20 protein-coding genes are annotated in these 24,313 nt (G+C 48.0%); 16 read left to right on the top strand and 4 right to left on the bottom strand.

Annotated elements, in window-relative coordinates; translation table 11 throughout:
- Positions 1-123: 123 nt before the first annotated feature.
- From PAHA3_RS30435 to PAHA3_RS11185, 5 genes are all read left to right on the top strand, one after another.
- A complete protein-coding gene (locus PAHA3_RS30435; RefSeq protein WP_167350877.1) occupies positions 124-291 on the top strand; it encodes a hypothetical protein in 168 nt (55 codons plus the stop codon).
- Positions 285-1,199, top strand: a complete 915-nt coding sequence (locus PAHA3_RS11200; RefSeq protein WP_062834802.1) for an FAD binding domain-containing protein — start codon at positions 285-287, stop codon at positions 1,197-1,199. Before PAHA3_RS30435 ends, PAHA3_RS11200 begins: the two co-directional genes overlap by 7 nt.
- A 33-nt stretch (positions 1,200-1,232) precedes the next feature.
- Positions 1,233-3,560: a xanthine dehydrogenase subunit D gene (pucD, locus tag PAHA3_RS11195; protein ID WP_062834801.1), complete on the top strand. Its 2,328-nt coding sequence runs from the start codon at positions 1,233-1,235 to the stop codon at positions 3,558-3,560.
- A complete protein-coding gene (locus PAHA3_RS11190; protein WP_062834800.1) occupies positions 3,557-4,075 on the top strand; it encodes a (2Fe-2S)-binding protein in 519 nt (172 codons plus the stop codon). The genes pucD and PAHA3_RS11190 overlap by 4 nt, the downstream gene beginning before the upstream one ends.
- Positions 4,076-4,437: 362 nt before the next feature.
- Positions 4,438-7,017, top strand: coding sequence for a X2-like carbohydrate binding domain-containing protein (locus tag PAHA3_RS11185; protein ID WP_062836072.1), 2,580 nt, complete (start codon positions 4,438-4,440; stop codon positions 7,015-7,017).
- Positions 7,018-7,098: 81 nt separating this feature from the next.
- Here PAHA3_RS11185 and PAHA3_RS11180 read toward each other — a convergent pair whose 3' ends face one another.
- Positions 7,099-7,743 (bottom strand): YczE/YyaS/YitT family protein, encoded by a 645-nt coding sequence (locus tag PAHA3_RS11180; RefSeq protein ID WP_062834799.1) that lies wholly within the window; start codon positions 7,741-7,743, stop codon positions 7,099-7,101.
- A 122-nt stretch (positions 7,744-7,865) separates the two neighbouring features.
- On the opposite strand from PAHA3_RS11180, the gene PAHA3_RS11175 reads away from it, so the two are divergent.
- The 6 genes from PAHA3_RS11175 (at position 7,866) to PAHA3_RS11150 (ending at position 14,601) form a co-directional block, all read left to right on the top strand.
- On the top strand, positions 7,866-8,384 hold the full coding sequence (locus tag PAHA3_RS11175; RefSeq protein ID WP_062834798.1) for a GNAT family N-acetyltransferase: 519 nt from the start codon (positions 7,866-7,868) through the stop codon (positions 8,382-8,384).
- Positions 8,385-9,075: 691 nt separating this feature from the next.
- Positions 9,076-10,152 (top strand): class II fructose-bisphosphatase, encoded by a 1,077-nt coding sequence (gene glpX, locus PAHA3_RS11170; protein WP_062834797.1) that lies wholly within the window; start codon positions 9,076-9,078, stop codon positions 10,150-10,152.
- A 174-nt stretch (positions 10,153-10,326) separates the two neighbouring features.
- Complete coding sequence (locus tag PAHA3_RS11165) at positions 10,327-11,376, top strand: LacI family DNA-binding transcriptional regulator (RefSeq protein ID WP_062834796.1); 1,050 nt, start codon at positions 10,327-10,329, stop codon at positions 11,374-11,376.
- Positions 11,377-11,430: 54 nt separating this feature from the next.
- A complete protein-coding gene (locus PAHA3_RS11160) occupies positions 11,431-12,603 on the top strand; it encodes a Gfo/Idh/MocA family protein (protein ID WP_036613779.1) in 1,173 nt (390 codons plus the stop codon).
- A 69-nt stretch (positions 12,604-12,672) separates the two neighbouring features.
- On the top strand, positions 12,673-13,398 hold the full coding sequence (locus PAHA3_RS11155; RefSeq protein ID WP_062834795.1) for a ThuA domain-containing protein: 726 nt from the start codon (positions 12,673-12,675) through the stop codon (positions 13,396-13,398).
- Between the two features lie 96 nt (positions 13,399-13,494).
- A complete protein-coding gene (locus PAHA3_RS11150) occupies positions 13,495-14,601 on the top strand; it encodes a Gfo/Idh/MocA family protein (RefSeq protein ID WP_062834794.1) in 1,107 nt (368 codons plus the stop codon).
- 167 nt (positions 14,602-14,768) lie between these two features.
- Here the strand turns inward: PAHA3_RS11150 and PAHA3_RS11145 are convergent, their stop codons facing one another.
- Together PAHA3_RS11145 and PAHA3_RS11140 are read right to left on the bottom strand one after the other, a co-directional pair.
- Complete coding sequence (locus PAHA3_RS11145; protein WP_062834793.1) at positions 14,769-15,587, bottom strand: SPL family radical SAM protein; 819 nt, start codon at positions 15,585-15,587, stop codon at positions 14,769-14,771.
- A complete protein-coding gene (locus tag PAHA3_RS11140) occupies positions 15,584-16,168 on the bottom strand; it encodes a bifunctional transcriptional activator/DNA repair enzyme AdaA (RefSeq protein WP_235599425.1) in 585 nt (194 codons plus the stop codon). Before PAHA3_RS11140 ends, PAHA3_RS11145 begins: the two co-directional genes overlap by 4 nt.
- Before the next feature lie 191 nt (positions 16,169-16,359).
- Here PAHA3_RS11140 and PAHA3_RS11135 point away from each other — a divergent pair, with 191 nt between their 5' ends.
- From PAHA3_RS11135 to PAHA3_RS11125, 3 genes are read left to right on the top strand one after another with little or no spacing between them, the layout of a single operon-like run.
- Positions 16,360-17,340: a Gfo/Idh/MocA family protein gene (locus PAHA3_RS11135; RefSeq protein WP_062834792.1), complete on the top strand. Its 981-nt coding sequence runs from the start codon at positions 16,360-16,362 to the stop codon at positions 17,338-17,340.
- 30 nt (positions 17,341-17,370) lie between these two features.
- Positions 17,371-18,141 carry an SAM-dependent methyltransferase gene (locus PAHA3_RS11130; RefSeq protein WP_082762780.1) on the top strand — a complete coding sequence of 257 codons (771 nt, stop codon included), beginning with the start codon at positions 17,371-17,373 and terminating at the stop codon, positions 18,139-18,141.
- Positions 18,142-18,154: 13 nt separating this feature from the next.
- Positions 18,155-19,048 (top strand): NAD-dependent epimerase/dehydratase family protein, encoded by an 894-nt coding sequence (locus PAHA3_RS11125; protein ID WP_062834791.1) that lies wholly within the window; start codon positions 18,155-18,157, stop codon positions 19,046-19,048.
- A 407-nt stretch (positions 19,049-19,455) separates the two neighbouring features.
- Here PAHA3_RS11125 and PAHA3_RS11120 read toward each other — a convergent pair whose 3' ends face one another.
- Positions 19,456-20,472, bottom strand: a complete 1,017-nt coding sequence (locus tag PAHA3_RS11120) for a LacI family DNA-binding transcriptional regulator (protein WP_062834790.1) — start codon at positions 20,470-20,472, stop codon at positions 19,456-19,458.
- A gap of 411 nt (positions 20,473-20,883) precedes the next feature.
- On the opposite strand from PAHA3_RS11120, the gene PAHA3_RS11115 reads away from it, so the two are divergent.
- A complete protein-coding gene (locus PAHA3_RS11115) occupies positions 20,884-22,674 on the top strand; it encodes an L-fucose isomerase (RefSeq protein ID WP_062834789.1) in 1,791 nt (596 codons plus the stop codon).
- Positions 22,675-22,798: 124 nt separating this feature from the next.
- Positions 22,799-24,289, top strand: coding sequence for a rhamnulokinase (locus PAHA3_RS11110; RefSeq protein WP_062834788.1), 1,491 nt, complete (start codon positions 22,799-22,801; stop codon positions 24,287-24,289).
- The last annotated feature ends 24 nt before the right edge of the window (positions 24,290-24,313 follow it).

Genomic DNA, 24,313 nt, shown 5'->3' with positions numbered 1-24,313 from the left:
GGAGAAGATTATTAACTATGTATAATTTAATAACATGATCAGGTCAGCCAGGCAGTCTGGTTGGCCTGTTTGTCTTCTTTTAACGTGTAATAAAAGAGAGCCTGTGTTAGCTTTCGATAGATCATGATGCATCAAGCACAAATGGAACGCAGGTTTTATACATTTATCCAAAACGATGTGAAGGTAATTGACGTTGCTGCTGAACTCTCATATGATTTGAAGAATTATCTGGATCAGACGGTTGAATTTCCTGCCCATGGAAGAGAGAGAAAGGGGATGCAGCGATGGTAACACCGGCATACGGTTCTGGAGCCATGCCATCGGTATGGCAGCCTGAGAACCTGCAAGAACTACAAACATTGAGAAGTAAACTGAAGGGAATATGTTGTTTTACGGCAGGCGGAACATTGCTGCGAACCCAGTGGGAAGGTGGCTTAATTCCAGCGCCTGAACACATGATTAATCTGGGTCGTATTCCTGAAATGAGCGGTGTATCTATTCGTGGAGATGAGCTGGTCATTGGAGCCATGACCCAATTGAAGGAATGTGCCTCACAAGCGTTGCTGCATCAACTGCCGATCCTGCAAGAAGCGGTGAATGCAATTGCTGCTCCTTCCATTCGTAATGTGGCAACCATTGGCGGGAATGTTGTATCCGGAGTGGGTGATACACTGACTGCTTTGCTTGTATATGATGCGGAGCTGCACTGGTTGACGGACAGCGGCATCGAGATCCGTAGTGTGTCTTCCTGGCTTCAGGGTGGACGTGATGGCAGTCGTAATCCAGGAGACGTATTAATCTCGATTCATATTCCGATGAGACCGTCTTCTATGCTTGATGCGAACAGTGAGTACAGACCTGTTGCACGAGAAGTTTCCTTTTATCGCAAGCTGGGTCGACGGGAAACGTTCAGTGCATCGCTGGTGACGGTTGCGTTGTATGGGGAGATTGATTCGGATAACCGCTGGAGCAAGATTGCAATTGCGGCTGGCGGGGGCTCAGGCATGGCGATGCGACTTCTGGAGTCAGAACAACAGCTTCTTGGTAGCGAAGCTTCTGTTATACAAGCGGCGACTCTCGCAGCTGCTGTAGCTAGCGAATTTACGACGTATGGCGATGCATTTTCAACTGAACATTATCGCAAGCAGACTGCAGGCAACATGCTTGGCGCCGGGCTATGGGAGGCACTTCACGAATAGAAGAATGGGATCACACGAAGGGGGAGAGGGATCATGCTGCTGAATCGGGAACAGAGCGGGAAACGTTGGCACCTGCGGCCAGATGGGGCACCCAAAGTAACAGGGCAGCTTCAATATCTGACGGATATGACGCTACCTGACATGATTTATGGCAGAGTATTGCGAAGCGAATATCCACATGCTCGTCTATTGTCTATAGATACTTCGGAAGCTGAGGCGTTGGAAGGTGTCTATGCCGTTCTGACTTCCAAAGATGTGCCTGGACTGAATCGTTTTGGCATTGCGACCCCGGATCAGCCTGTGTTCTGCGAGGATATGGTTCGTTATGTTGGGGATGCCATTGCAGCGGTTGCTGCAGATTCCCCGGAAAGTGCGGCCCTTGCGTTGGATGCGATCCAGGTAGTGTATGAGGAACTCACGCCACTGAATAGCACAGATGCTGCAATGGCTCCCGGCGCACCAGAGCTGCATGAGCATGGTCCAGGTAATGTACTGCATCGGACGGAGATCAAACGCGGAGATGCCGAGCATGCCTTTGCCATATGTGATCATATCGTAACAGAGACGTATTATACACCTCGCCAGATGCATGCGTACATGGAGACAGAAGGTGGCCTGTTTGTCCCGGATGAAGAGGGGCGGCTGAATGTATACGCGGCAACGCAACATGGCTATAAAGACCGGATGCAGCTTGCACGCATTATTGGCTGTCCTGAAGAAGATATCCGGGTGGTGTCTTCACCGATTGGTGGTTCATTTGGTGGAAAAGATGAACTCAACGTACAGCCCTATGGTGCATTGCTGGCCTTAAGATGCGGACGTCCTGTGAAAATGCATAATTCACGTAAAGAATCCGTTCGTGCAGGGCTGAAACGGCATCCAATGAAAATTGAAATGCAGACCGGCATGAGTCGAGAAGGCATAATTCAGGCGCATCGTGTCCGCATTACAGCGGATACCGGAGCGTACGCCACACTTGGTGCACCCGTGCTGAACTTCTGTACCGAGCATTGCCTTGGACCCTACGCCATTCCGAATGTGGATGTGGAAGGTGTGTCTGTGTATACGAATAACGGGCTGTCAGGTGAGTTTCGTGGATTTGGCGGGAACCAGGCGATTTTTGCGATGGAAGGCCAGATGGATCGGCTTGCAGAAATCATGGACATGGACCCTTGGGAGTTCCGTAGACGCAATATGAGGGAAAAGAATGATCCCGGACCGCTGAATCAACGGATTCTGGTCACCGATGGACTATCCCAAGTCTGGGAGGCATTGGATCGTTCCGAGTTGTGGCAAAAACATCAGCATCCTCCGGCAGATCCTGCTCTGCCGCCATGGATCAAACGCGGAGTTGGAGCAGCCATCGCCATGCACGGTGCAGGGCTGGGTTATGGCATTCCAGACCCTGCGGGAGGCCGTCTGTCCCTGAATAACGAAGGCAAGATTGAGGTGGCGTTCAGTTACGAGGAATTTGGCCAGGGGCTCGTTGCAACGCTGGAAATTATGCTATGTGATCTGTTCCAATGCAGTACATCGGACCTCAGTATCATCATTGGAGATACGGATCGTGTACCACACAGCGGCTCAAGTACCGCTTCGCGTTCAACAACCATGGCCTGGATGGCACTACAGCGGTTGCAGACTCCATTTCGGTCCCGTGCTCTCACGGTCGCGTCTGAAATGTCAGGCATTCCGGCGGATGAACTGGTAACAGGACCTGGTGGTATATGGCACAAAGGCCAGCTTCCTGCCGACATTTCAGAAGTAGAAACAGAATCAGGCTTTGTGGTCTCGTATGCCGAACTCGCGATGCAGGGCGAAGCCGATGAATGGATTTTTGATACAAAGTTTGATTACCCAACTACGCCGGACAACGTGGTAGGCGGGCATTATTTGTATACGTACGCGGCGGTTGCGGCAGAGGTGGAAGTGAATACCTTAACCGGAGAAACCAAGCTGCTGGATACACGCCATGTTGTGGCGGCAGGGCCGGTCATCAACCCTATGGGCTACATTGGACAGATTGAAGGTGGCAGTGTCATGGCCCTTGGATTTACGTTGACCGAGGATGCAGTTATGCAGGACAGCCGCTATCTAACGACCAACCTCGACACGTATCTGATCCCAACCATTCGGGATATTCATACCAATCTGGAGGTTGAGGCTATTGAAGACTTGCCCGAAGGTGATTCATTTGGCCCGAGAGGCATTGGTGAGATTGGTTCCGTAGCGCTTGCGCCGGCCATTACAGCCGCAATTCATCAGGCAACAGGCGTATGGGTCAACCGTCTTCCTGTACCGAGAGAACAACTGGTCAGGCCTTTACATGTACCTTTGCAGGAAGGAGTGAGTCCATCATGAGTAAACCACTTGAGAATCACTGGACAGCCGTTGTGAATGGGGAACAGAAACATCTGGAGATTGCGCAAACGACCCGACTTGTCGATGTGCTTCGGACTCATTTGCAGCTGACGGGTACCAAAGTATCGTGCGAAGTTGGTCGCTGCGGCGCATGTATGGTTCTGATGGATGGTGAGCCTGTGAATTCCTGTCTTGTTATGGCTTATCAATGTGAAGGCAGTGAGATTACGACCATTGAAGGTCTGCATGGCGAAGAGAAAGGCACTCTGCATCCAATTCAACAGGCTTTTGTGGAGGAAGGTGGTTTCCAGTGCGGTTACTGTACTCCGGGCATGGTGATCTCAACCAAGGCATTGCTGGATGTACATCCTGAGCCTTCACAAGATCAGATTGAAACGGGACTGTGCGGGAATCTATGTCGATGTACCGGATACGGGGGGATTATTCGGGCGGTACGAAAAGCAGGGGAACGTTGTGCGCTAACGGAAACATCTACCGAGGAAACCGTAAGTTGAGCTGGAACACAGGCCGAAGACATAAACGAGGGCAATTGAAGAAATGTACTTGAAAAAGCATTCGAACAGGAATGCTTTTTTTGTTGTTCATCCGGTTTTCTTCCAATTACACATCTAAGGTGAGATGAGGTTTCATACTCTAATTTGATTAAAGAATGAACCGTTTTCGTGAATTTTCAAATCGGATGAGAGAATGGAGGTATGATGTTCAAAATACGTGTATAAAAGAAGTTTAAACATTTACATTCACCATATATTTACAAAAATTGATGTGCGTGCTATGTTAACTATGAAAGCGCCATCATGAATGGGTTCATTGACATTTCATTATCATATTTCACTTGGGAGGGAAGATGGAATTGATGAAAAATTTGCTCAAAAAGGCAACCGCAATGATGCTGGCATTGGCCCTACTTCTTGGATTAATGACAGCGCCCGTTCATGCAGACACACCACTGTTCACCATCGAAAGCGAAAATGCGCAGCTCACCCCGGATCTTCAAGTGGTCACTTCAATCTATGGACAACCGAAGCCCGGATTCTCAGGGGCCGGATTTGTCTGGATGCAGAACTCGGGCACATTAACCTTCACTGTTACTGTCCCGGAAACCGGCATGTACGCGATCTCCACACGATATATGCAGGAGCTCAGTGCTGACGGAAGGTCTCAAAATTTAAATGTGAATGGTGTTACCAAGGGAGCGTACATGCTGCCTTACACGACAACGTGGTCGGACTTCGATTTTGGCTTCCATAAGCTGAATCAGGGTGCCAACACGATCGAGCTAAAGGCGGGTTGGGGCTTCGCTTATTTTGACACGTTCACAGTGGATCATGCTGATCTTGATCCCCTGAATGTGCAGCCAGTTCTGACTGATCCAGAAGCTACACCGGAAACTCAAATTTTGATGAATTATTTAACAGAGGTCTACGGAAACAACATCATCTCTGGTCAGCAAGAGATCTATGGAGGCGGAAATGACGGAGATACGGAGCTTGAATTCGAGTGGATTCATGATCTTACCGGAAAGTATCCGGCAATCCGTGGCTTTGATTTGATGAACTATAATCCGTTGTATGGTTGGGAGGACGGTACAACCGATCGCATGATTGATTGGGTGAATAACCGTGAAGGTATTGCAACAGCTTCCTGGCATATCAATGTGCCTCGTAATTTCAATACGTATGAGCTCGGGGACTTTGTCGATTGGAAAGAAGCTACCTACAAGCCAACAGAAACGAATTTTAATACAGCCAATGCGGTAATTCCCGGTACAAAAGAGTATCAATATGTGATGATGACCATCGAGGATCTGGCAGAACAATTGCTGATTTTGCAAGATAACGATGTGCCGGTGCTGTTCCGTCCGTATCATGAAGCAGAAGGCAACGGCGGGCTCAACGGGGAAGGTGCATGGTTCTGGTGGGCTTCGGCAGGCGCAGAAGTGTACAAAGAGCTATGGGATCTGCTATATACCGAACTGACCGAAACGTATGGCTTGCATAATCTGATCTGGACCTACAACAGCTATGTATACAGTACTTCTCCGGCTTGGTACCCGGGCGATGATCAGGTAGATCTTGTCGGGTATGATAAATACAATACGATCTACAACCGTTATGACGGTTTGTCCGGCGTGCCCAATGAGGATGCCATTACCTCGATTTTCTATAAGCTTGTTGAATTGACAGGTGGTACAAAAATGGTTGCCATGACGGAGAACGACACGATTCCAAGCGTGAAAAATCTGACAGAGGAGAAATCAGGATGGCTCTACTTCTGCCCTTGGTATGGTGAGCATCTGATGAGTTCTGCTTTTAATTACCCGGCAACTTTGAAAACGCTTTATCAAAGCGATTATGTTATTACGTTGGATGAACTGCCGAATTTAAAGGTTAACAATCCCAACCCCAGTGCATCCATCACACCTGTAAATGTTGAATTTGACAAATATACACCCAATCAAAGCGACAAAGCCGTAACCGTAAATGCGAACGGAAATACGCTGACTGCTCTTCGGGCAGGCAACAATGCGTTGACCGCAACGACGGACTATACCTTGAACGGAAGCACATTGCTGCTGAAAAAAGCTTACCTGGCAACTCTGCCAGTTGGCGAGCATTCGATTGTTCTGGATTTTAATCAAGGTCAGGACCCGGTGTTAAAAGTTAAAATTGTGGATTCAACACCGAGTACGAATGCTTCGATTTCTCCTGTGAATGCAACATTTGATAAAGCGACGAATCCGGCGCAGGATATTAGCGTATCTCTCACCTTAAATGGCCGTCAGCTTACAAGCATCACGAAGGGGAATTCTACGCTTGTATCAGGTCAGAATTATACAGCGTCCAGCTCTGCTGTTGTTCTGAACAAATCCTATCTCGCTACGCTGCCTTTGGGTCAGAACGTGTTGACCTTTCACTTCAATGGAGGAAATAACGCTGTGCTTACGGTGAACGTAGTAGATAGCACGGTTACTGTGCCAGCAGGGGATTTGACGATTCAAGCTTTTAACGGCAATACAAGTGCATCGACCAACGGAATCTCACCCAAATTCAAATTGGTCAACTCTGGTAGCTCGGCCATTTCGTTGAGTGATGTAAAACTCCGTTATTACTATACGATCGATGGGGAAGAAGCTCAGATTTTCTGGTCCGACTGGGCCAGTATGGGTAGTGCGAACGTAACGAGCAATTTCGTTAAACTGGCGACTCCAGTTGCTGGGGCGGATCATTATCTTGAAGTGGGTTTTACAAATGCGGCGGGAACGCTGAATGCAGGTCAGAGCGCAGAGGTTCAAGCTCGTTTCTCCAAAAACAATTGGACGAATTATACTCAGACTAACGATTACTCGTTCAAGGCATCCGGAAGTCAGTTCGCAAACCATGATAAGGTTACCGGGTATGTGAATGGTCAGCTGGTATGGGGAATTGAGCCGTAAGGAAGAAGCATGTTTCATGGGCTGGATCAGGGGTTGGACCTCTGATTCAGCCTTTTATTGTGTAGATGGTATACACCGCGATTAGACGGAATGTTCTTTTTCACGTTTAGTATGGGACGATGTATCCCTGTCTGTTAATATGCGATCTATTATCTTTTTCGTATGCCCCATGATGAACTGAAGGAGCAGACCTGCACAACATACGGTTAGCAATGTTCCAAGCCCGATCGGTCCACTGAGCAGAAACGCCAGTATCAAAAATACAAAGTAAATCAATGTTCTCGATATAAACAATGGAGTTCGAGTGATTTCGTGCAGGATTAATGTTAAGCGGTCAATCGGAATGGGTGCGAAATTGGTCTGTAAATAGATGGCTGTGCCGATACTTATGATTACTAGACCAATGATAAAAGTCATTAATTTGCTGTACCAAACTTCGGGCGTAATCAAGGATTCAGATACATAAAGCCAGATATCAATCCCAACACCTGTAATAAATGCGGTTACGAGCCCCAGAAACTCGGGTTTTTGCTGCTTCAAAAGCGAATTGCATCCTATTAACAGAAAAGCAATGATGATTTCCCAGCTTCCTACACTTAGCCCTACCTGATGGGACAGCCCTACCAGAAGTGCGTCAAATGGTGAGGTGCCCAGTTCAGATTGAATGGTAAGCGAAATGCCAAGCGTTAAGATTAGAATACCTGCGACAAAAAGTACATATTTCAATTTATTCAACCTCATCTTCTATATTATGTTGCAAATACAACAAAATTAAGTTAGATTCAATGTAATCCTTTTTTATTGCATTTGCAACAAATAATTAACTTGCTAAAGGAATGTGATGATAGATGACGATTCGTATAGAGATATGTACCGTTGAACAGGTGTGTGAACTACAGGAGATTAGTTATGAGACGTTTAATGAAACGTTTAAAGCGCAAAATTCACCCGAAAATATGAAAGCTTATCTGGAAAAGGCGTTTAATCGGGAACGATTAGAAACTGAACTTTCCATTGCAGATTCACAATTTCTTTTTATTTATCTCAATAATAAAGTGGCAGGGTACATGAAGGTGAATATCAATGATGCTCAATCTGAGAAGATGGGGGAGGGATCCCTTGAGATCGAGCGGGTGTACATTAAGAAAGAGTTCCAAAAACATGGGCTGGGTAAGGTGCTGCTCCATAAAGCCATAGAAATGGCAACTGAACATCAGAAGAGGAATATTTGGTTAGGCGTGTGGGAGAAAAATGAAAATGCCATCGCATTCTACGAAAAGATGGGATTTGTTCAGACCGGAGCCCATGCCTTTGTTATGGGAGATGAGGAACAGATTGATTTTATAATGACCAAAACGATACTGTGAGGGGATCATCGAGGGAAAAGCCTGAGAGAAAAAATGCTAAATGCAGAATTCTTTCAGGCTTGTTTATCTTTTGCCAGAATCGATGAATCATAAAATGGAGAAATTGAAGAAAAAAATAACATAATAAATATTATGTAAACTTATTATTTTCGATGACCATCATAATCTACATCTATGGCATTTGTAAAAGTTAAAGTCCTGATTAATACATAAAGGCCATCAAAATTTTGCCGGATAACGATGATAGAACTAGGTTGATTTCAAGGATTACCATTACAATTTATTAGTTCATTTTTGCGTTTGTAGAGCTAACCGAAAATCGTTTTCGCTCGTAGTCAGTCTGAGATGGTTTCTTTCTTAATAATCACCTTAAAAGCTGTATATTCCTTATGTTAAAAGAACTTATTGCGCATGAAATGGGTGTCCAAATTCATCATGTTGAATAATATGGATTTTTATATTTTAAATGGGAATTTATATTAACATTTAAGGTGAAACAATGGACGGATTGGAATGTTAAATCCAGCCGAAAAAGAAGTGAAATCAATCAAAATTTGAATTGGATAAATAAGGGATTAATTGCCGAAAAGGCGCTCCTACGCCGATTATAGATCAATTTCATATGGATTTGCGATGGATTTAGTACCGCTTTCACGTTATGCTTTTGAAAATTGGAAAGGAAGTGGGAAAAATGGAACGCGAACTGGCGTTGGAAATTGTCAGAGTAACAGAATTGGCTGCGTTAGCTTCAGCACCCTGGATGGGACGAGGCGATAAGAACAGTGCAGATGAAGCGGCTACTTTGGCCATGCGCGCCATGTTCGATTCCGTGTCCATTCGCGGCACGGTGGTAATCGGTGAAGGAGAAATGGATGAAGCACCCATGTTGTACATCGGCGAGGAAGTGGGCAACGCTGAGGGACCTGAGGTTGACGTGGCTGTAGACCCGCTCGAAGGTACAGAAATCGTGGCCAAAGGACTGAACAACGCTCTATCGGTTATTGCAGTGGCGGGAAAAGGTAACCTGCTCCACGCACCGGACATGTATATGGAGAAACTGGCTGTAGGCCCTGCGCTTGTAGGCAAGGTCAGCATTGAAGACCCGGTTGAAGTGACCCTGGAGAAAGCAGCAGCTGCTTTGAACAAAAACATCTCGGACCTCACTGTGATGATTCTGGATCGTGTACGACATGAGAGCACAATCAAGACGCTGCGTAAGGTTGGCGTACGGATCAAGTTCCTCAGTGACGGCGATGTTGCGGGTGCGATGGCACCAGCCTTCCCGGAGGCGGGCATTGATCTGTATGTCGGATCTGGAGGAGCACCGGAAGGTGTGCTGGCTGCAGCTGCATTGTCCTGCCTCGGAGGTGAGATTCAAGGCCGCCTGATGCCTGCCAACGCAGACGAATTCCAGCGCTGCCTGCAGATGGGGATCGATAATCCTTACAAAGTGTTAACGATGCAGGATATGATCGGCACAGAGGATGTCATTTTTGCCGCAACGGGTGTGACGCCAGGTGAGATTCTGGGAGGGGTACGGTATCTTGCGGATGATCGGGCCGAGACCGATTCGATTGTTATGCGTGCCAAAACCAAAACAATTCGATTCATTCGTTCCCAACACTTCCTGCCTAATAAAGAAGTGCTACACAAAGTAAGACAGCTGCAATCCACGCCAGAACCTTCGGATCGCATTCATGTGAAAACGTTAGAACAGGCGGAGTTTAGTCAATCCTCCGTTAATCAGGGCGTAACAACGACGTTGTAATTGGTCTTAAGTAGTTGTTAAAAGGATGGGGAACGGGTTCAATCCATTCCTCATCCTTTTTGTGTTAAAAGCATTGACAACGGTTACATGGCATGAGAAAATGTACGCGCGTACATAAATATTGATTTTTAATTACTATTTGATTTACTGATGAGCTTGAAGGGGGTGAAATTCATGGCATCTCGTAAAGAAGTGGCTGATCTTGCGGGTGTTTCCGAGGCGACGGTCTCCCGGGTGCTTAATGGGGTAGGCCCTATTAAAGAAGAGACACGCCGCAAGGTCCTTGAAGCTTCCGAACAGTTAGGCTATGTGCCCAGCGCACTTGCTCGCAGCTTTGCCAGAAGTAAAAGCGGGAACCTTGGCGTGGTGTTACCTTATGTTCCGAAGGCGCATCTGTTCTCGGCTTATTTTTTCTCGGAAATGCTGAGTGGAATTGGAAGCAAAGCCAGAGACAATGGCATGGACCTGCTGGTTATGTTCCGGACACCGGGTGAAGTGATGAATTATACGGATCTGTTCCGGCGTCAGAAAGTGGACGCTTGCATTATCCTTGGTGCCAGAGATGAACATGAAGAACTGGCGGCCATGCAGCAACTTCATCAGGAAGGACACCCATTCTGTGTCATGAATCAGCATTTTGAGGGCCAATCGTTCATGGAAGTGGACGCGGATCATGTGGAAGGAAGCAGGCTTGCGATACGTCATCTTACGGATCAGGGGTATCGCAAAATCGCTTTTCTCAATGGTCCGGATAGCTATTCCAACAGCCAGGAGCGAATGGAAGGTGTCCGTCTGGGCCTGCAAGAAGCGGGTATGGAGCTGGACCCGAGCCTATTGCTTGAGGGGAATTACAGCAGACGAAGTGGCATTGCAGCCGCGGCAATTATAGCAGATCGGCTCCATGAGATCGACGCTGTATTTGCGGCCAATGATCGAATGGCTATTGGGGTTATGCATGGTTTGCGTGAGCGGGGAATAGGGCCTGCGGATTTTCCAGCATTCGTGGGGTATGACGACTCCGATGCTGCCGAGATGGCGGTTCCACCGCTGAGCAGCGTCAGGGTTCCCTTTTTTGAGATGGGTGAACTTGCAGTATCGAAGCTTATGCATGGGTCTGTGGGCGATACACATAAAGCGAATAACTCTGTTGTATCCGTAACTGAATCAGCAAGAGCGTTGTTGCCTACCGAACTGATCATCCGTGCTTCTTCTATCCGTCAATAGTTTAATGGTGCACATATTGAAAGACTTTTTATTATTCCAAAGGAGGAAATGACCATGTCAAATCGTCTTCGTGTCGGAATGGTTGGATACAAGTTTATGGGGAAGGCCCACAGTAACGCTTATCGCAGTCTGCCGATGTTTTTCCCGTCTGCTCCGCTGCAGCCTGAGATGTCCGTGATCTGTGGACGTAACGAGCAGGGAGTACAGGAGGCAGCGAATCAGTTCGGCTGGTCCGAGAGTGTAACGGATTGGCGAGAACTGGTGAAGCGGGATGATATCGATCTAATTGATATTAACGCGCCAAGTGATGCCCACAAGGAAATTGCGTTGGAAGCGGCTCGTCAGGGCAAGCATCTGTTCTGTGAGAAGCCTCTAGCCTTGTCGCTTGCGGATTCGCGTGAGATGCTTCAGGCAGCAGAGGACGCTGGAGTCGCCCATATGGTGGGGTTCAACTATCGTTTCTCACCAGCAGTGCAATTGGCGAAGGATCTGGTCGAGAGCGGACGACTGGGTAAGATCTATCATTTCCGTGCGTTTTTCCTTCAGGACTGGATCATGGACCCTTCGTTCCCACTGGTATGGCGTTTGCAAAAAGAAGTGGCTGGCTCCGGTTCACATGGAGATCTGGGTGCGCACTTAATCGACCTGGCTCGTTTCCTCGTTGGTGAGTTCCAGGAAGTCATCGGCATGAGCGAAACCTTCATCAAAGAGCGACCGCTTGCAGCCGAGATGACCGGGCTGAGTGCAAAAGGCAGTTCGAATGCGGATGCACCCAAAGGAGAAGTGACCGTCGATGACGCTACGCTGTTCCTGGCACGATTCGCAGGAGGTGCGCTGGGCAGCTTCGAGGCTACACGCTTTGCGGCGGGGCATCGCAGTACGAATTCGTTTGAGATTAACGGTAGTCTCGGCAGCGTACGATTTGATTTTGAACGGATGAACGAACTCGAAGTTTACTTTACAAAAGATGAAGAGGACGTACAGGGATTCCGCCGTGTACTGGCGACCGATCCTGCACACAAATATGCCGAAGCTTGGTGGCCTGCCGGACATACGATTGGTTTCGAGCACACGTTCACGCATGAAATGCTGGAGCTGGTGACAGCAATTTCTGAAGGACGCCAACCATCACCGAGTTTCCATGATGGGGTCGCTTGTCAGGCTGTACTGGAAGCGGTAGAACGTTCGGTGACAGAGCGGCGTTGGGTGACGCTTGAAGAGATGTGAGCAAGCAAGACATCGAAGTCAGGATGAGGTTGAACACAACTAAACTAGGCGAAAGCGAGTGAATAAACGATGAGCAAAGCACTGATTGTATGGGGCGGCTGGGATGGACATGAACCGGAGCAGGTAGCAGCGATTTTTGAGCGTATTTTGAAGGAAGAGCAGTTTGAGGTTGAAGTCTCGAATACGTTGGAGTCTTATGCGGATGCAGAGAAGCTGCTGGGTCTGGATCTGATCGTGCCGTTGTGGACGATGGGACAGATTGAGCAAGAACTGGTCAATAACGTATCAGCGGCTGTTCAGAGCGGTGTGGGCTTGGCTGGTCTTCATGGTGGGATGTGTGATGCCTTCAGAAATAACGTGGACTGGCAGTTTATGACGGGTGGACAATGGGTTGCTCATCCAGGCAACGATGGTGTGGAGTATATGGTGAACATGAAGCGCGGCTCTAGCCCGTTATTGGATCATATTGAAGATTTTCAGGTGAAAAGTGAACAGTACTACCTGCACGTAGACCCGGCAGTGGAAGTGCTGGCAACGACTCGTTTTCCAGTGGCGACTGGTCCGCATGCAGCAAATGGACCGGTAGATATGCCGGTTGTTTGGACGAAACGCTGGGGCGCAGGAAGGGTATTTTACAACTCATTGGGACATCATGCAGACATTGTAGACATGAAACCCGTGACTGAAATGATGCGCAGTGGTTTCAAATGGACGGCAGCAGGCAAGGAGCTTGCGAAGAGCCGAACAGATGCAGTGAATGAAGTATACACAGGTATGGCGGACAACCAGAACTAATGAGATTGTAGTTTGATTGCACATGTAAAGTCGGTCTCAACAATTCATCCTCAATGGATAAACCATTTCTGTTCCACGGCGAAGGGAGCCCCAGGCATGAAAACAATGAAAGTAGGCATTATTGGCTGCGGTAAAATCAGCGGTATTTATATGGAAAACTGTCACCGGTTCGAGGTGCTGGAGCTTGTTGCTGTTGCGGATCTTGACCGGAAACGTGCCGAAGAGCAGGCTGCTGCCTATAACGTGCCTAACGTATACAGCGTCGACGAACTCTTGGCTGATCCCGAGATTGAGCTGATCATCAACTTGACGATTCCTTCCGTTCATGCGGATGTATGCTTGCGGGCGCTCGAATCAGGTAAACATGTGTATGTAGAAAAACCGCTTGCGGTAACCCGTGAGGAAGGTCAGGCCGTACTCGAAACAGCGAAGCGTAAAGGATTGCTCGTGGGTTGTGCGCCTGAGACATTCTTTGGCTCGGGTATCCAGACTTCACTTCAATTAGTGGAGGAAGGAGTAATCGGCAAGCCGGTAGCGGCGACTGCATTTATGATGAGCCGTGGACATGAGCACTGGCACCCAGATCCGGAGTTTTATTACGCGTCAGGCGGTGGGCCAATGTTTGACATGGGTCCGTACTATCTCACCGCATTGGTTCAACTAATGGGACCGATCAAGTCAATTGCAGGTATGACAGGTAAAGCCATGGAAGAACGGACGATTACGAGTGAGAAAAAGAGGGGCCAGACGGTTCCCGTTGAAATCCCAACTCACGTTACCGGTCTGTTACAGTTTGAACAGGGAGCCATTGGCACGCTGATTACGAGCTTTGATGTATTTGGCGGAAGTGCACTGCCGCCGATTGAGATATACGGCACGCACGGTACATTGCAGGTACCAGATCCCAACACCTTCGGCGGTCCAGTTCGTTACCGCTTGCTGGGTGAACAGGAATGGACGGAAGTTCCACTTCTCCCAGGGTATCAGGAAAATACACGCGGCATCGGTGTGGCAGATATGGCCTATGCAGCCCATAGCGGACGTGCACACCGGGCAAGTGGGGAGCTGGCATACCACGTTCTTGAGGCCATGTGGGCATTCCACGATTCATCAGATGAGCAGACATTCTACCAAATGAAAAGCTCGTGTCAGCGCCCAGCTGCATTGCCGGTGGATCTGCCATTGTATACATTGGATAAATAAGACAGCCATTATTGCTTATACCATGATAAACAGCCCCTTTTCCTTCAAACCAGGAAAGGGGCTATTTTTTATTAAATCAAAAAATCTAGGAATAACAGCGATCGCAAGGTTATTCTGTCATCGGAGTGACCAGTGTAAATATTCTTCAGTTCAACTTATATAGCGATTTAGGGCTCAAATCCCGCCTGACTGATCCAGATCTCATCCTCGGCAAAATAGTCTTTCATCCGCTGAACAACAGCTTTATACGCATCAGGATGATACCAATGCTCCATCCCCACTTGCTGATAGAGTGACTCCATTCCGAGTCGACGGGTGCGCTTGCCCTCACTGCCATCGCCCATGAAATAATCGTCAATGCACACACGCTGAACTAGAGGTCTCAAGATGGATGCAAACTGTTCACTGCTGGGTAATACGGGAGCAATCGCAACCTGTGTGGGTATCCCAGCATCCCGCAACTGTTCCAGTGCACGTAATCGGCCGGCAATCGGGGGAGCGGAAGGACTGAAATGCTTGCGCATATCGTCCAGGTCCGTCTCCACCGTCATGCTGACCCGAACCCGGTCACCCAACTGCAGTAGCAGATCGATATCCCGGGTAACAAGTGGACTGCGAGTCTGAACTAATACGAAATCCGGCGGATACTGTATCATCGTTTCAAGCAATGAACGCGTGATACGCTCCTTGTATTCGGCGGGTTGATACGGGTCAGTACTGGATGACATGAATATGGTGACTTTGCCTTTCGTCAGGGCACGCTGCAATTCTTTAGCGTACACTCGAGAAGCCTCCTGTTTCACATCGACCCAGCTTCCCCAATCCTCTTTGCGAAATAAGGAGACAGGCATCTGTCTGACATAACAATAGGAACAACCGAAGGCGCAACCAGTATAGGGATTCAGCGTATGTGTATATCCATTAAGGAACCCTGTCCCCTTGTTGAGTAACGTTTTGGGTACTTTGTAAGTAAGGTTCGTCTTCATGAGTTGTCATGCCTTTCGCGGTAGTGTGCAGGTGTGAGACCTGTGTGTTTGCGAAATACAGTAATGAAATAAGCTGAGTTGGGTATACCGACATGGCGGCCAATCTCGGTGACTGTGTGTCTGGTATGTTCAAGCAACTTTCGTGCTTCGGTAATTCGTTTTTCCTGAATATATTGAACGGGTGTGCGGCCAGTAATCCGCTTAAATACACGATGCAGATGATAAGGGCTACCATGACTTACTGTGGCAAGAACATCCAGGGTTAGAGGTTCGGCATAATGATGTTCGATGTAATCCGTGATCACATATATCCACTCCTGATCAGGTACCCGCTCGCCTGTTGGCTTGCAACGTTTGCAGGGTCTGAATTTTCGTGCTAACGCTTCTTCAGCATGTTGAAATATTAGGACATTCTCAACTTTAGGTGCTCTCGATTTACAGGAAGGTCGACAGAAAATACCCGTTGTCTGCACGCCGTAAAAGAACGTTCCATCATAAGAATTATCGTTGTGGATGATGGCATGCCAGTATTTTTCCTCTATAGATTCGGGCAGTATGCGATCTTGATCTCGACTTTCCACGGTGATCACCTCATCTCTAATTATACCCCTGATTCCAAGGGATTGACGAAGTTTCGACTTAAAAAGCAAGATATCAATATCTGGGTTATAGCTCCTTCCTTCAATCTGAACGAAATATGAGCTACAATATACAGGATGGTATACAGGTTTAGAACTCAAATGAAATTTATAGATGAAAGAGGTAGGTAGGCATGGTTCGTTTTGGCGTAGTGGGTACCAACTGGATTACGGAAAGGCTTCTGGAAGCCGCAGCACAGGTTGAAGGATTCGAATTGACCGCCGTGTATTCAAGAACTGAAGATAAGGCTAACGCATTTGCAGATAAATATGATGTTGAACACCGCTTCACCGATCTGGAAGAGTTGGCGGCAAGTGATGTGATTGATGCAGTCTACATTGCAACACCGAATACGGTTCATGCGGAGCAGGCTGAGCTTTTTCTGAGAAACGGCAAACATGTATTGTGTGAGAAACCTCTGGCTGCGAATAGCGCCGAAGTTCGAAGTATGATCGATACGGCACGAGAACATCAGGTTCTGCTCATGGAAGCGATGAAATCGACCCTTGTTCCCCAGTTCAAAATGGTGCAGAAGAGCCTGCATAAAATAGGGCCTGTCCGCAAATACGTAGCAGGATACTCTCAGTATTCTTCACGTTACGACAAGTACAAAGAGGGAATTGTCCTGAACGCATTCAAGCCTGAACTCGCTAATGGGGCGTTAATGGATCTCGGTGTGTATTGTCTCTACCCATTGATTACATTGTTCGGTGCACCTAACCGGGTTCAGTCCCAAGCGATGATGCTTGAATCTGGCGTGGATGGACATGGTAGCGTGCTGCTGGATTATGACGGGATGGATGCGGTCGTTACATATTCCAAAATCTCCAACTCTCATCTACCAAGCGAAATTATGGGGGAACTGGGCAGCATCATCATTGACAAGATTGGTTCACCGGAACATGCAGAGATACGATACAATGACGGTACGGTGGAGCAGCTCACAGTCGAACAAACCCATCCGGCGATGTATTATGAAGTGGAGGAGTTCGTGCATCTGGTTCAGCAGGGCCAAAAGGAATCGGACATGAACACGTATGAACGCTCCTATGTAACGATGCAGGTTATGGATCAGATTCGGAAGCAGATTGGGCTTGTATTCCCTAACGATTGATTCAATAACAGGAAAGGTAGCTGAGACGAGATGAGCAGAGATGAGCAGAGCAACAGTACAGAAGTGCAGAAAAACAGCAGAGAAGATCAGCAGTCCAATGAGTCTGGAGGCTTGGAACTGAAACAGATCGTTTTCATAGGAAGAACCTTCGAGGAATATATGAAGATGTTCAATCTAACGGTGGAGGATCTTACAGGCAAGTCCATTCTGGATTGTCCAGGCGGTGCCTGTTCGTTTAGTAGCCAAGCGCGCAAATTGGGTGCCAACCCCATGGCCGTGGATATGGCCTACGAATACGAGATCGACGAGCTTGAAGTAAAGGGATTTCAGGACATTGAGCATACGATGAAAAAGATGGAACCGGTGCAAGGAATATATGTATGGGAACAATTTGGATCAATCCAGGGGTTAAAGGAAGAACGAACTCGTGCTATCACAGATTGCATCGCAGATATGAGAATGTTTCCTGACCGTTATGTGGCGTCTGTGCTCCCGGATCTACCTTTTGCCGATGAACAATTCGATATGACGTTATCCGCCCATTTCCTGTTTACGTATGCGGATCGATTGGATGTTGATTTTCATGTTGCAACCGTAATGGAACTGCTGCGTGTGACCAAACGAGAGGTTCGCATTTTTCCGACAGTTGATCTGTCTGGCAAACGTTACAAGCATATGAATGCGTTAAAATTAATACTCGAAGAGCGTGGGTGCACCGTATCCGAAGAACCAACAGCATATGAATTTCAACGGAACGCTCACACCATGCTTCAAATTGTTAAACATAATCGAACAAGATAGGAGGTTTTTTTGGATGAATAAAGTACTTATACTTGGGGGTACACGTTTCTTTGGTAAACGTCTCGTAGATCACTTGCTGTGGGAAGGGAAGTCTCAGATCACAGTCGCGACTCGTGGTAAAACGGATGTCGACTTCGGTCCCGAAGTGAATCGAATCAAGATGGATCGTGAAGACCCTAAATCTCTGGCAGAGGTTGCGCAGACAGACATGTGGGATGTTGTGTACGATAATATCTGCTATTCACCGGATGCGGCGAAATCAGCATGTGAAGCTTTTGCAGGACGCACCAAAAGATACGTTCTAACATCTACACTGTCTGTGTACGGTGATCCCAGACCTGGATTTAAGGAAACGGATTTTGACCCATATACATATCCATTGCAGTATGGGAGTGCTGAGGATTTTTCGTATGGAGAAGGTAAGCGACTTGCGGAGGCTGTATTTTTCCAGGAAGCGGATTTCCCGGTTGTGGCGATGCGCATTCCCATTGTACTCGGGATTGATGATTATACGAGAAGACTTCATTTTCATATTGAACATGTGCAAAAAGGGAAACCGATCGGCATGCCGAATCCGGATGCGGAGATTGGATTTATTAATTCCACGGAAGCGGCAAGATTTCTCGCCTGGCTTGGACATTCGTCCATTAGCGGTCCGGTGAATGCAGCTTCCAAGGGTGCGATTACGCTGTCAGCCATGATGCATCTGATCGAGACCGTTACGGGCATGCAGTCCCAGGTCCTTACGGAAACTGTAAAAGAGGACATGTCACCCTTCGGAATTGAGCAATCATGGACGATGGAGACGACCAAGGCAGAACAAGCGGGGTATACGTTCGAAGCTCTGATGGACTGGTTCCCGGGACTCGTTCGTGAGGTCGCTCTCGCATTACAGTCTGAGCGGTAGAACATATCGGATTGTTGGAATAGAATGAACCTGACGAACCAAACGTCTTGAACGAACGGGTCATTCTAACGAATGAACATAAACAGGGTGCAACGAGAGCGTAATCTCCGGTGCACCCTGTTTATGTTGTACATTTTTCTAATTTGAACGGGACCTAATCCAGATAAGTGGGACTAATCATTTACACGATAACGGAGAGGACAGAAAAAACCTGAAAAAGCGAAGCGTTCGCCTAAAAGCTTTCTGAAAGAAAGCTGCATCGGAAGCATAAGCTATCTCCGGATTTCCCCTTTAAAAGGGAATGAAAAAATCTGGGGATAACAGCGATTGGAAGGTTGTTCTGTTATCGTAGTGTCAGTGTAAATAATTTTTTGGTCCACATATTTAGTCAACTCTTGGGCTAAACTCTAATTTTGCTCACGTGGAGCAGTAGCTGAAGCACGTATGCGCAGTTCTGATGGTAGAATGACGGTTTGGGGTTCGGAAGGGGCCTTGCCCTCAATCCGGTCGATCAGCATCTGTACGCCCTGAAATCCAAAGTCATATGCGGGCTGTGCAGCTACGGTCAGGAACGGATCGAAGGCTGAAGCCAGATCCAGATCGTCAAAGCACACGACAGAGATGTCTTCTGGAACACGCAGTCCCCGTTTGCGTAAAAGCCGGATGACCCCAATCGCCAGCATGTTATTGGCTGCAAAAATGGCTGTTGGTTGATCCGGTTGTGAGAGTAGTCGATCCAATCCCTCTTCATCGCTGAAATCCCGGTACCCGGTTCGAAGTACAAGCTCGGGATCAATATCTGCTCCAACCTCACGCAAACCCTCTATATAACCTTCCTCTCGCAGTCTGGCGGTAGAAACCTCCGAAGAACCATTGACCAGTGCAATGCGCCGATGCCCCAATTGCACCAGATATCGAATCAGAGCAATTGCGCCTTCCCGGCTATCTCCGGCAATCATATCTGACAAAATGCCAGGTACGGTACGATCCAGAAAGACAAAGGGGATGCGGCGTTCCTGCAACTGTTTCAGATGAGGAAGAGAACGATCCCCCGCAGGGGCATAGAGTACACCATCCACGCGAGTAGACAGAATCGCATCCACGTAATCCTTTTCCTTATTGTAATCCTCGTCACTATTGCCGAATAAAAGACGGTACCCACGAAGATGGGCTGCATCTTCAGCACCACGGGCCAGGGTTGTATAAAAAGGGTTGGTAATATCCGTAATGAGCAATGAAAGCATTTGGGTTCGTTGAAGCACAAGGCTGCGCGCATTGGAGTTCGGGATGTAGCCAAGTTCGTCGATCACCTGTTGCACACGTTCGCGTGTCGCGGAACTTATGCGACCTGTATGATTAATGACCTTGGAGACCGTCATGGCGGAGACGTTGGCTTTTTTGGCAATATCGTAAATGGTAATCATTAGAATCTAACCTTTCCGCAACATAGTCTTACCATTCTATAGGATAATGCCAATTGACAGCAAGATAGGCTCGTGCTATGTTAGGGTTACCGATAACCCTAATGGGTTCTGAACGTCTTTACTACATAAACCATTTCGTTAAATTCGCTCATGCACGTTCCATTTTCTTGAAGAGAGGAACTACATACAAGGCTGATTAATGAAATGGTCTATTGGTATTTTTTCAAATATGTAAACGTATTCAATTGTCGAACTGCTCTTGGTCATCTGTGTATGCAGCTCTTGTGTGCCACTCGGGTATCGGTTGTATTTCCGTCATTATCTTATTCCAATCAATGCACATGGGTCAGACAGAAGGTTTCTCAATTCAACCCAAATTCTATGAAACGAATTGAAGGAGGACACGCTAGTATGACACATCAGGATTATCGTTATAAGCAGGCTTTCCCCAAGATTGGTATTCGTCCCACGATTGATGGAAGACGCAAAGGTGTCCGTGAGTCACTGGAAGAGCAAACGATGCGGATGGCGACGTCTGTTGCCGAGTTGCTTGCAGCAGAACTACGTTATCCGGACGGGTCCGCAGTGGAGTGTGTTGTGGCTGAGACCTGTATTGGCGGGGTGGCCGAGGCGGCCGCAGCGTCAGAATTGTTCAGTCGTTCGAACGTTGGCGTAACGATCACCGTGACACCATGCTGGTGTTATGGTACGGAAACGATGGATATGTCGCCATCCATTCCTACAGCCATCTGGGGTTTTAACGGGACTGAGCGTCCGGGTGCAGTATATCTGGCAGCGGTACTCTCTGCCCATGCACAGAAGGGGATTCCGGCCTTTGGGATCTATGGAGAGGATGTGCAGGACGGCGGGGATACTACGATTCCCGATGACGTGCGTGAGAAATTGCTCCGGTTCAGCCGTGCAGGTCTTGCAGCCGCAACCTTAAAAGGGCAAGCCTATCTGTCTATTGGATCAGTATCCATGGGGATTGCAGGTTCAATTGTGAACGATTCATTTTTCCAGGAGTATCTGGGCATGCGCAATGAATACGTGGATATGAGCGAACTCACTCGCCGTATCGAAGAAGAAATCTACGACCCCGAGGAGTATAAGCTCGCACTAGCCTGGGTGAAGGAGAACTGTAGCGAAGGCCCGGACAACAACGCTGCCCATCTGCAAACGGATCGCAAACGCAAAGAGTACGAATGGGAAACCGTGGTGAAAATGACCCAAATTGTACGTGACCTCATGGCGGGTAACCCCAGATTGGCAGAGCTTGGGTTTACAGAAGAATCGATGGGCCACCATGCAATTGTATCCGGCTTCCAAGGACAACGGCAGTGGACAGATCATTCACCTAACGGTGATTTTCTGGAGTCGATATTAAACTCTTCCTTTGACTGGAATGGCAAACGTGCGCCTTATCTGGTTGCAACAGAGAATGATAGCTTGAATGGAGTGTCCATGTTGTTTGGTTCGCTACTGACACATACGGCACAGATTTTTGCTGATGTGCGGACGTATTGGAGTCCGGATTCAGTACAGCGTGTGACGGGACACCAGTTGGAAGGAAACGCGAAGGATGGCATCCTGCATCTGATTAACTCCGGTTCCGCAGCTTTGGATGGCACAGGACAACAGTCCAGAGACGGGAAGCCTGTCCTCAAGCCTTTCTGGGAAATTACAGATGAGGAAGTTCAGGACTGTCTGAAAGCAACATCGTGGAGACCGGCATCCGTAGAGTATTTCCGTGGGGGCGGCTATTCAGCGGATTTCCTGACCAAAGGCGGCATGCCTGTAACGATGACACGCCTGAATCTGGTCAAAGGACTGGGTCCGGTGCTACAGATCGCTCAGGGTTACACGGTTGATCTGCCTGAAGATGTGCATGATACGCTGGATCAGCGGACAGATCCAACATGGCCATCCACCTGGTTTGCGCCTGTTCTAACTGGATCAGGAGCGTTTACTTCCGTATACGAAGTCATGAATCAATGGGGCGCCAACCATGGCTCCATCTCGTATGGACACATCGGTGCAGATCTGATTACACTCGCTTCCATGCTTCGCATTCCGGTAAATATGCATAATGTACCTGAAACGGAGATTTTCCGTCCGCGTGCATGGGGATTATTCGGCACAAGTGAGCCGGAGAGCGCAGATTACCGTGCTTGCAGTGTGTTTGGTCCATTGTATCGTTAAAATAAAGTTCCATTCCTGTCAAACGCCATGTTCCTTGTGAAATGAGGTAACATGGCGTTCTCTTGAAAGCCATGTTCAGAACTCGAATACGGCTTATCGCGTAGAGTTAAGGAGGCTTGAAAGAATGGGCAATCAAGCAACACATGTGCTTGCTGCCGATTACGGCGCCGGTAGTGGACGCGTAGTCCGGGGTTCTTTTGATGGAAGAAGACTCTCGTTACAAGAAGTGCATCGATTCAACAACGAACCCGTGCAGCTGGGGGACGGTTTGTACTGGGATTTCTTGCGACTTTTTCATGAATTTAAACAAGGCATTGTGAAAGGGACGCAAGGCATCTCTCCATCGGTCCGTTCTATAGCAGTGGATACGTGGGGAGTGGACTATGGACTGGTAGATGGTGCGGGAAGATTATGCTCTAACCCGCGTCATTATCGGGAAGCACGCAACGCACAGTGGATGGAAGAAGTACTGCACACGGTGAAAGAAGAAGAACTGTACTCCATGTCCGGCGTTCTCCCACAGCAAATCAATACAGTATTTCAACTGCTAGGCAGTGTACGAGAGAATCTCGAAGGTTTGCGTCCGGATGTGCGCATGTTATTTATGCCGGATTTATTTCACTATTATCTATCCGGTCAGCAGGCTTGTGAGTATACGATTGCAAGTACCAGTGGGCTGTTGCATGCAGGCGAGGCGCGTTGGAATGAACATCTGATCGGACGTCTCGGTATACCGGAAACATTATTTCCAAAACTCGTTCAACCGGGTACCGTGCTGGGGCAGTTAACGAATGACTTATGCGCCGAATTAAGGACTGGGCCGATGCAGGTCATTTCAGTGGGCTCACATGATACGGCATCTGCCTTGGCAGCGATTCCTGCGATGGATTCGGATTTTGCTTTTATCAGTTGTGGAACCTGGTCTCTTATGGGTGTGGAGCGTGATACACCTGTATTGGATGACCGAAGTCGTGCATTGGGATTCACCAATGAAGGGACCGTGAATGGCAAAGTACGTACCCTGAAAAATCGTTCTGGCCTGTGGCTGCTACAGGAATGCAAACGACAGTGGGAACGGGAGAATCAACTTTTTACACATAAAGAACTGGTCCAGCTGGCTACCTTGGCAACGCCGCATCAATGTTACGTATCGCCGGGAGATGGTGTGTATTTGGCGCCAGGGAATATGGCTGAACGAATACGGCAACAATGCAAGCTCAGCGGACAGACAGTGCCCGAAACGACTGGAGCGATTGTGCGGTGTATTCTGGAAAGTCTTGCACTGGAATTCAGGCAGACGCTGGATGAATTGCAGTTGATCACAGGTACAAGACCTGGTGTAATTCATATGGTTGGTGGCGGTGTGCACAATCGTCTACTATGCCAGTTCACGGCTAATGCAGCTGGTGTTCCGGTGGTGGCAGGCCCGGCAGAGGCGACTTCAGCCGGGAATTGCATGCTGCAATTCCTTGCACATGGAGAAGTAAGTAGCTTGGCTGAGGTTCGAGAGGTTATGTCTGTTTCCTTCTCCCCCGAAACCTATGAGCCAGAGGATGCAGAATTGTGGCAGGAAGCTTATGAAAGCTACCAAAGTCTGAATCAAAGCAAAAAGTAATGAACAGATTCAATGAAATGAGTA

Source organism: Paenibacillus amylolyticus, assembly GCF_001570725.1.
GTDB lineage: Bacteria > Bacillota > Bacilli > Paenibacillales > Paenibacillaceae > Paenibacillus > Paenibacillus amylolyticus_A.
This window is presented reverse-complemented; position numbering and strand designations above follow the sequence as displayed.

Bases quoted from the DNA above. Each gene is read 5' to 3' on its own strand.
- PAHA3_RS30435 (WP_167350877.1), top strand. From the start codon at position 124: ATGATGCATCAAGCACAAATGGAACGCAGGTTTTATACATTTATCCAA.
- PAHA3_RS11200 (WP_062834802.1), top strand. From the start codon at position 285: ATGGTAACACCGGCATACGGTTCTGGAGCCATGCCATCGGTATGGCAG.
- pucD (WP_062834801.1), top strand. From the start codon at position 1,233: ATGCTGCTGAATCGGGAACAGAGCGGGAAACGTTGGCACCTGCGGCCA.
- PAHA3_RS11190 (WP_062834800.1), top strand. From the start codon at position 3,557: ATGAGTAAACCACTTGAGAATCACTGGACAGCCGTTGTGAATGGGGAA.
- PAHA3_RS11185 (WP_062836072.1), top strand. From the start codon at position 4,438: ATGAAAAATTTGCTCAAAAAGGCAACCGCAATGATGCTGGCATTGGCC.
- PAHA3_RS11175 (WP_062834798.1), top strand. From the start codon at position 7,866: ATGACGATTCGTATAGAGATATGTACCGTTGAACAGGTGTGTGAACTA.
- glpX (WP_062834797.1), top strand. From the start codon at position 9,076: ATGGAACGCGAACTGGCGTTGGAAATTGTCAGAGTAACAGAATTGGCT.
- PAHA3_RS11165 (WP_062834796.1), top strand. From the start codon at position 10,327: ATGGCATCTCGTAAAGAAGTGGCTGATCTTGCGGGTGTTTCCGAGGCG.
- PAHA3_RS11160 (WP_036613779.1), top strand. From the start codon at position 11,431: ATGTCAAATCGTCTTCGTGTCGGAATGGTTGGATACAAGTTTATGGGG.
- PAHA3_RS11155 (WP_062834795.1), top strand. From the start codon at position 12,673: ATGAGCAAAGCACTGATTGTATGGGGCGGCTGGGATGGACATGAACCG.
- PAHA3_RS11150 (WP_062834794.1), top strand. From the start codon at position 13,495: ATGAAAACAATGAAAGTAGGCATTATTGGCTGCGGTAAAATCAGCGGT.
- PAHA3_RS11145 (WP_062834793.1), bottom strand. From the start codon at position 15,587: ATGAAGACGAACCTTACTTACAAAGTACCCAAAACGTTACTCAACAAG.
- PAHA3_RS11135 (WP_062834792.1), top strand. From the start codon at position 16,360: ATGGTTCGTTTTGGCGTAGTGGGTACCAACTGGATTACGGAAAGGCTT.
- PAHA3_RS11130 (WP_082762780.1), top strand. From the start codon at position 17,371: ATGAGCAGAGATGAGCAGAGCAACAGTACAGAAGTGCAGAAAAACAGC.
- PAHA3_RS11125 (WP_062834791.1), top strand. From the start codon at position 18,155: ATGAATAAAGTACTTATACTTGGGGGTACACGTTTCTTTGGTAAACGT.
- PAHA3_RS11120 (WP_062834790.1), bottom strand. From the start codon at position 20,472: ATGATTACCATTTACGATATTGCCAAAAAAGCCAACGTCTCCGCCATG.
- PAHA3_RS11115 (WP_062834789.1), top strand. From the start codon at position 20,884: ATGACACATCAGGATTATCGTTATAAGCAGGCTTTCCCCAAGATTGGT.
- PAHA3_RS11110 (WP_062834788.1), top strand. From the start codon at position 22,799: ATGGGCAATCAAGCAACACATGTGCTTGCTGCCGATTACGGCGCCGGT.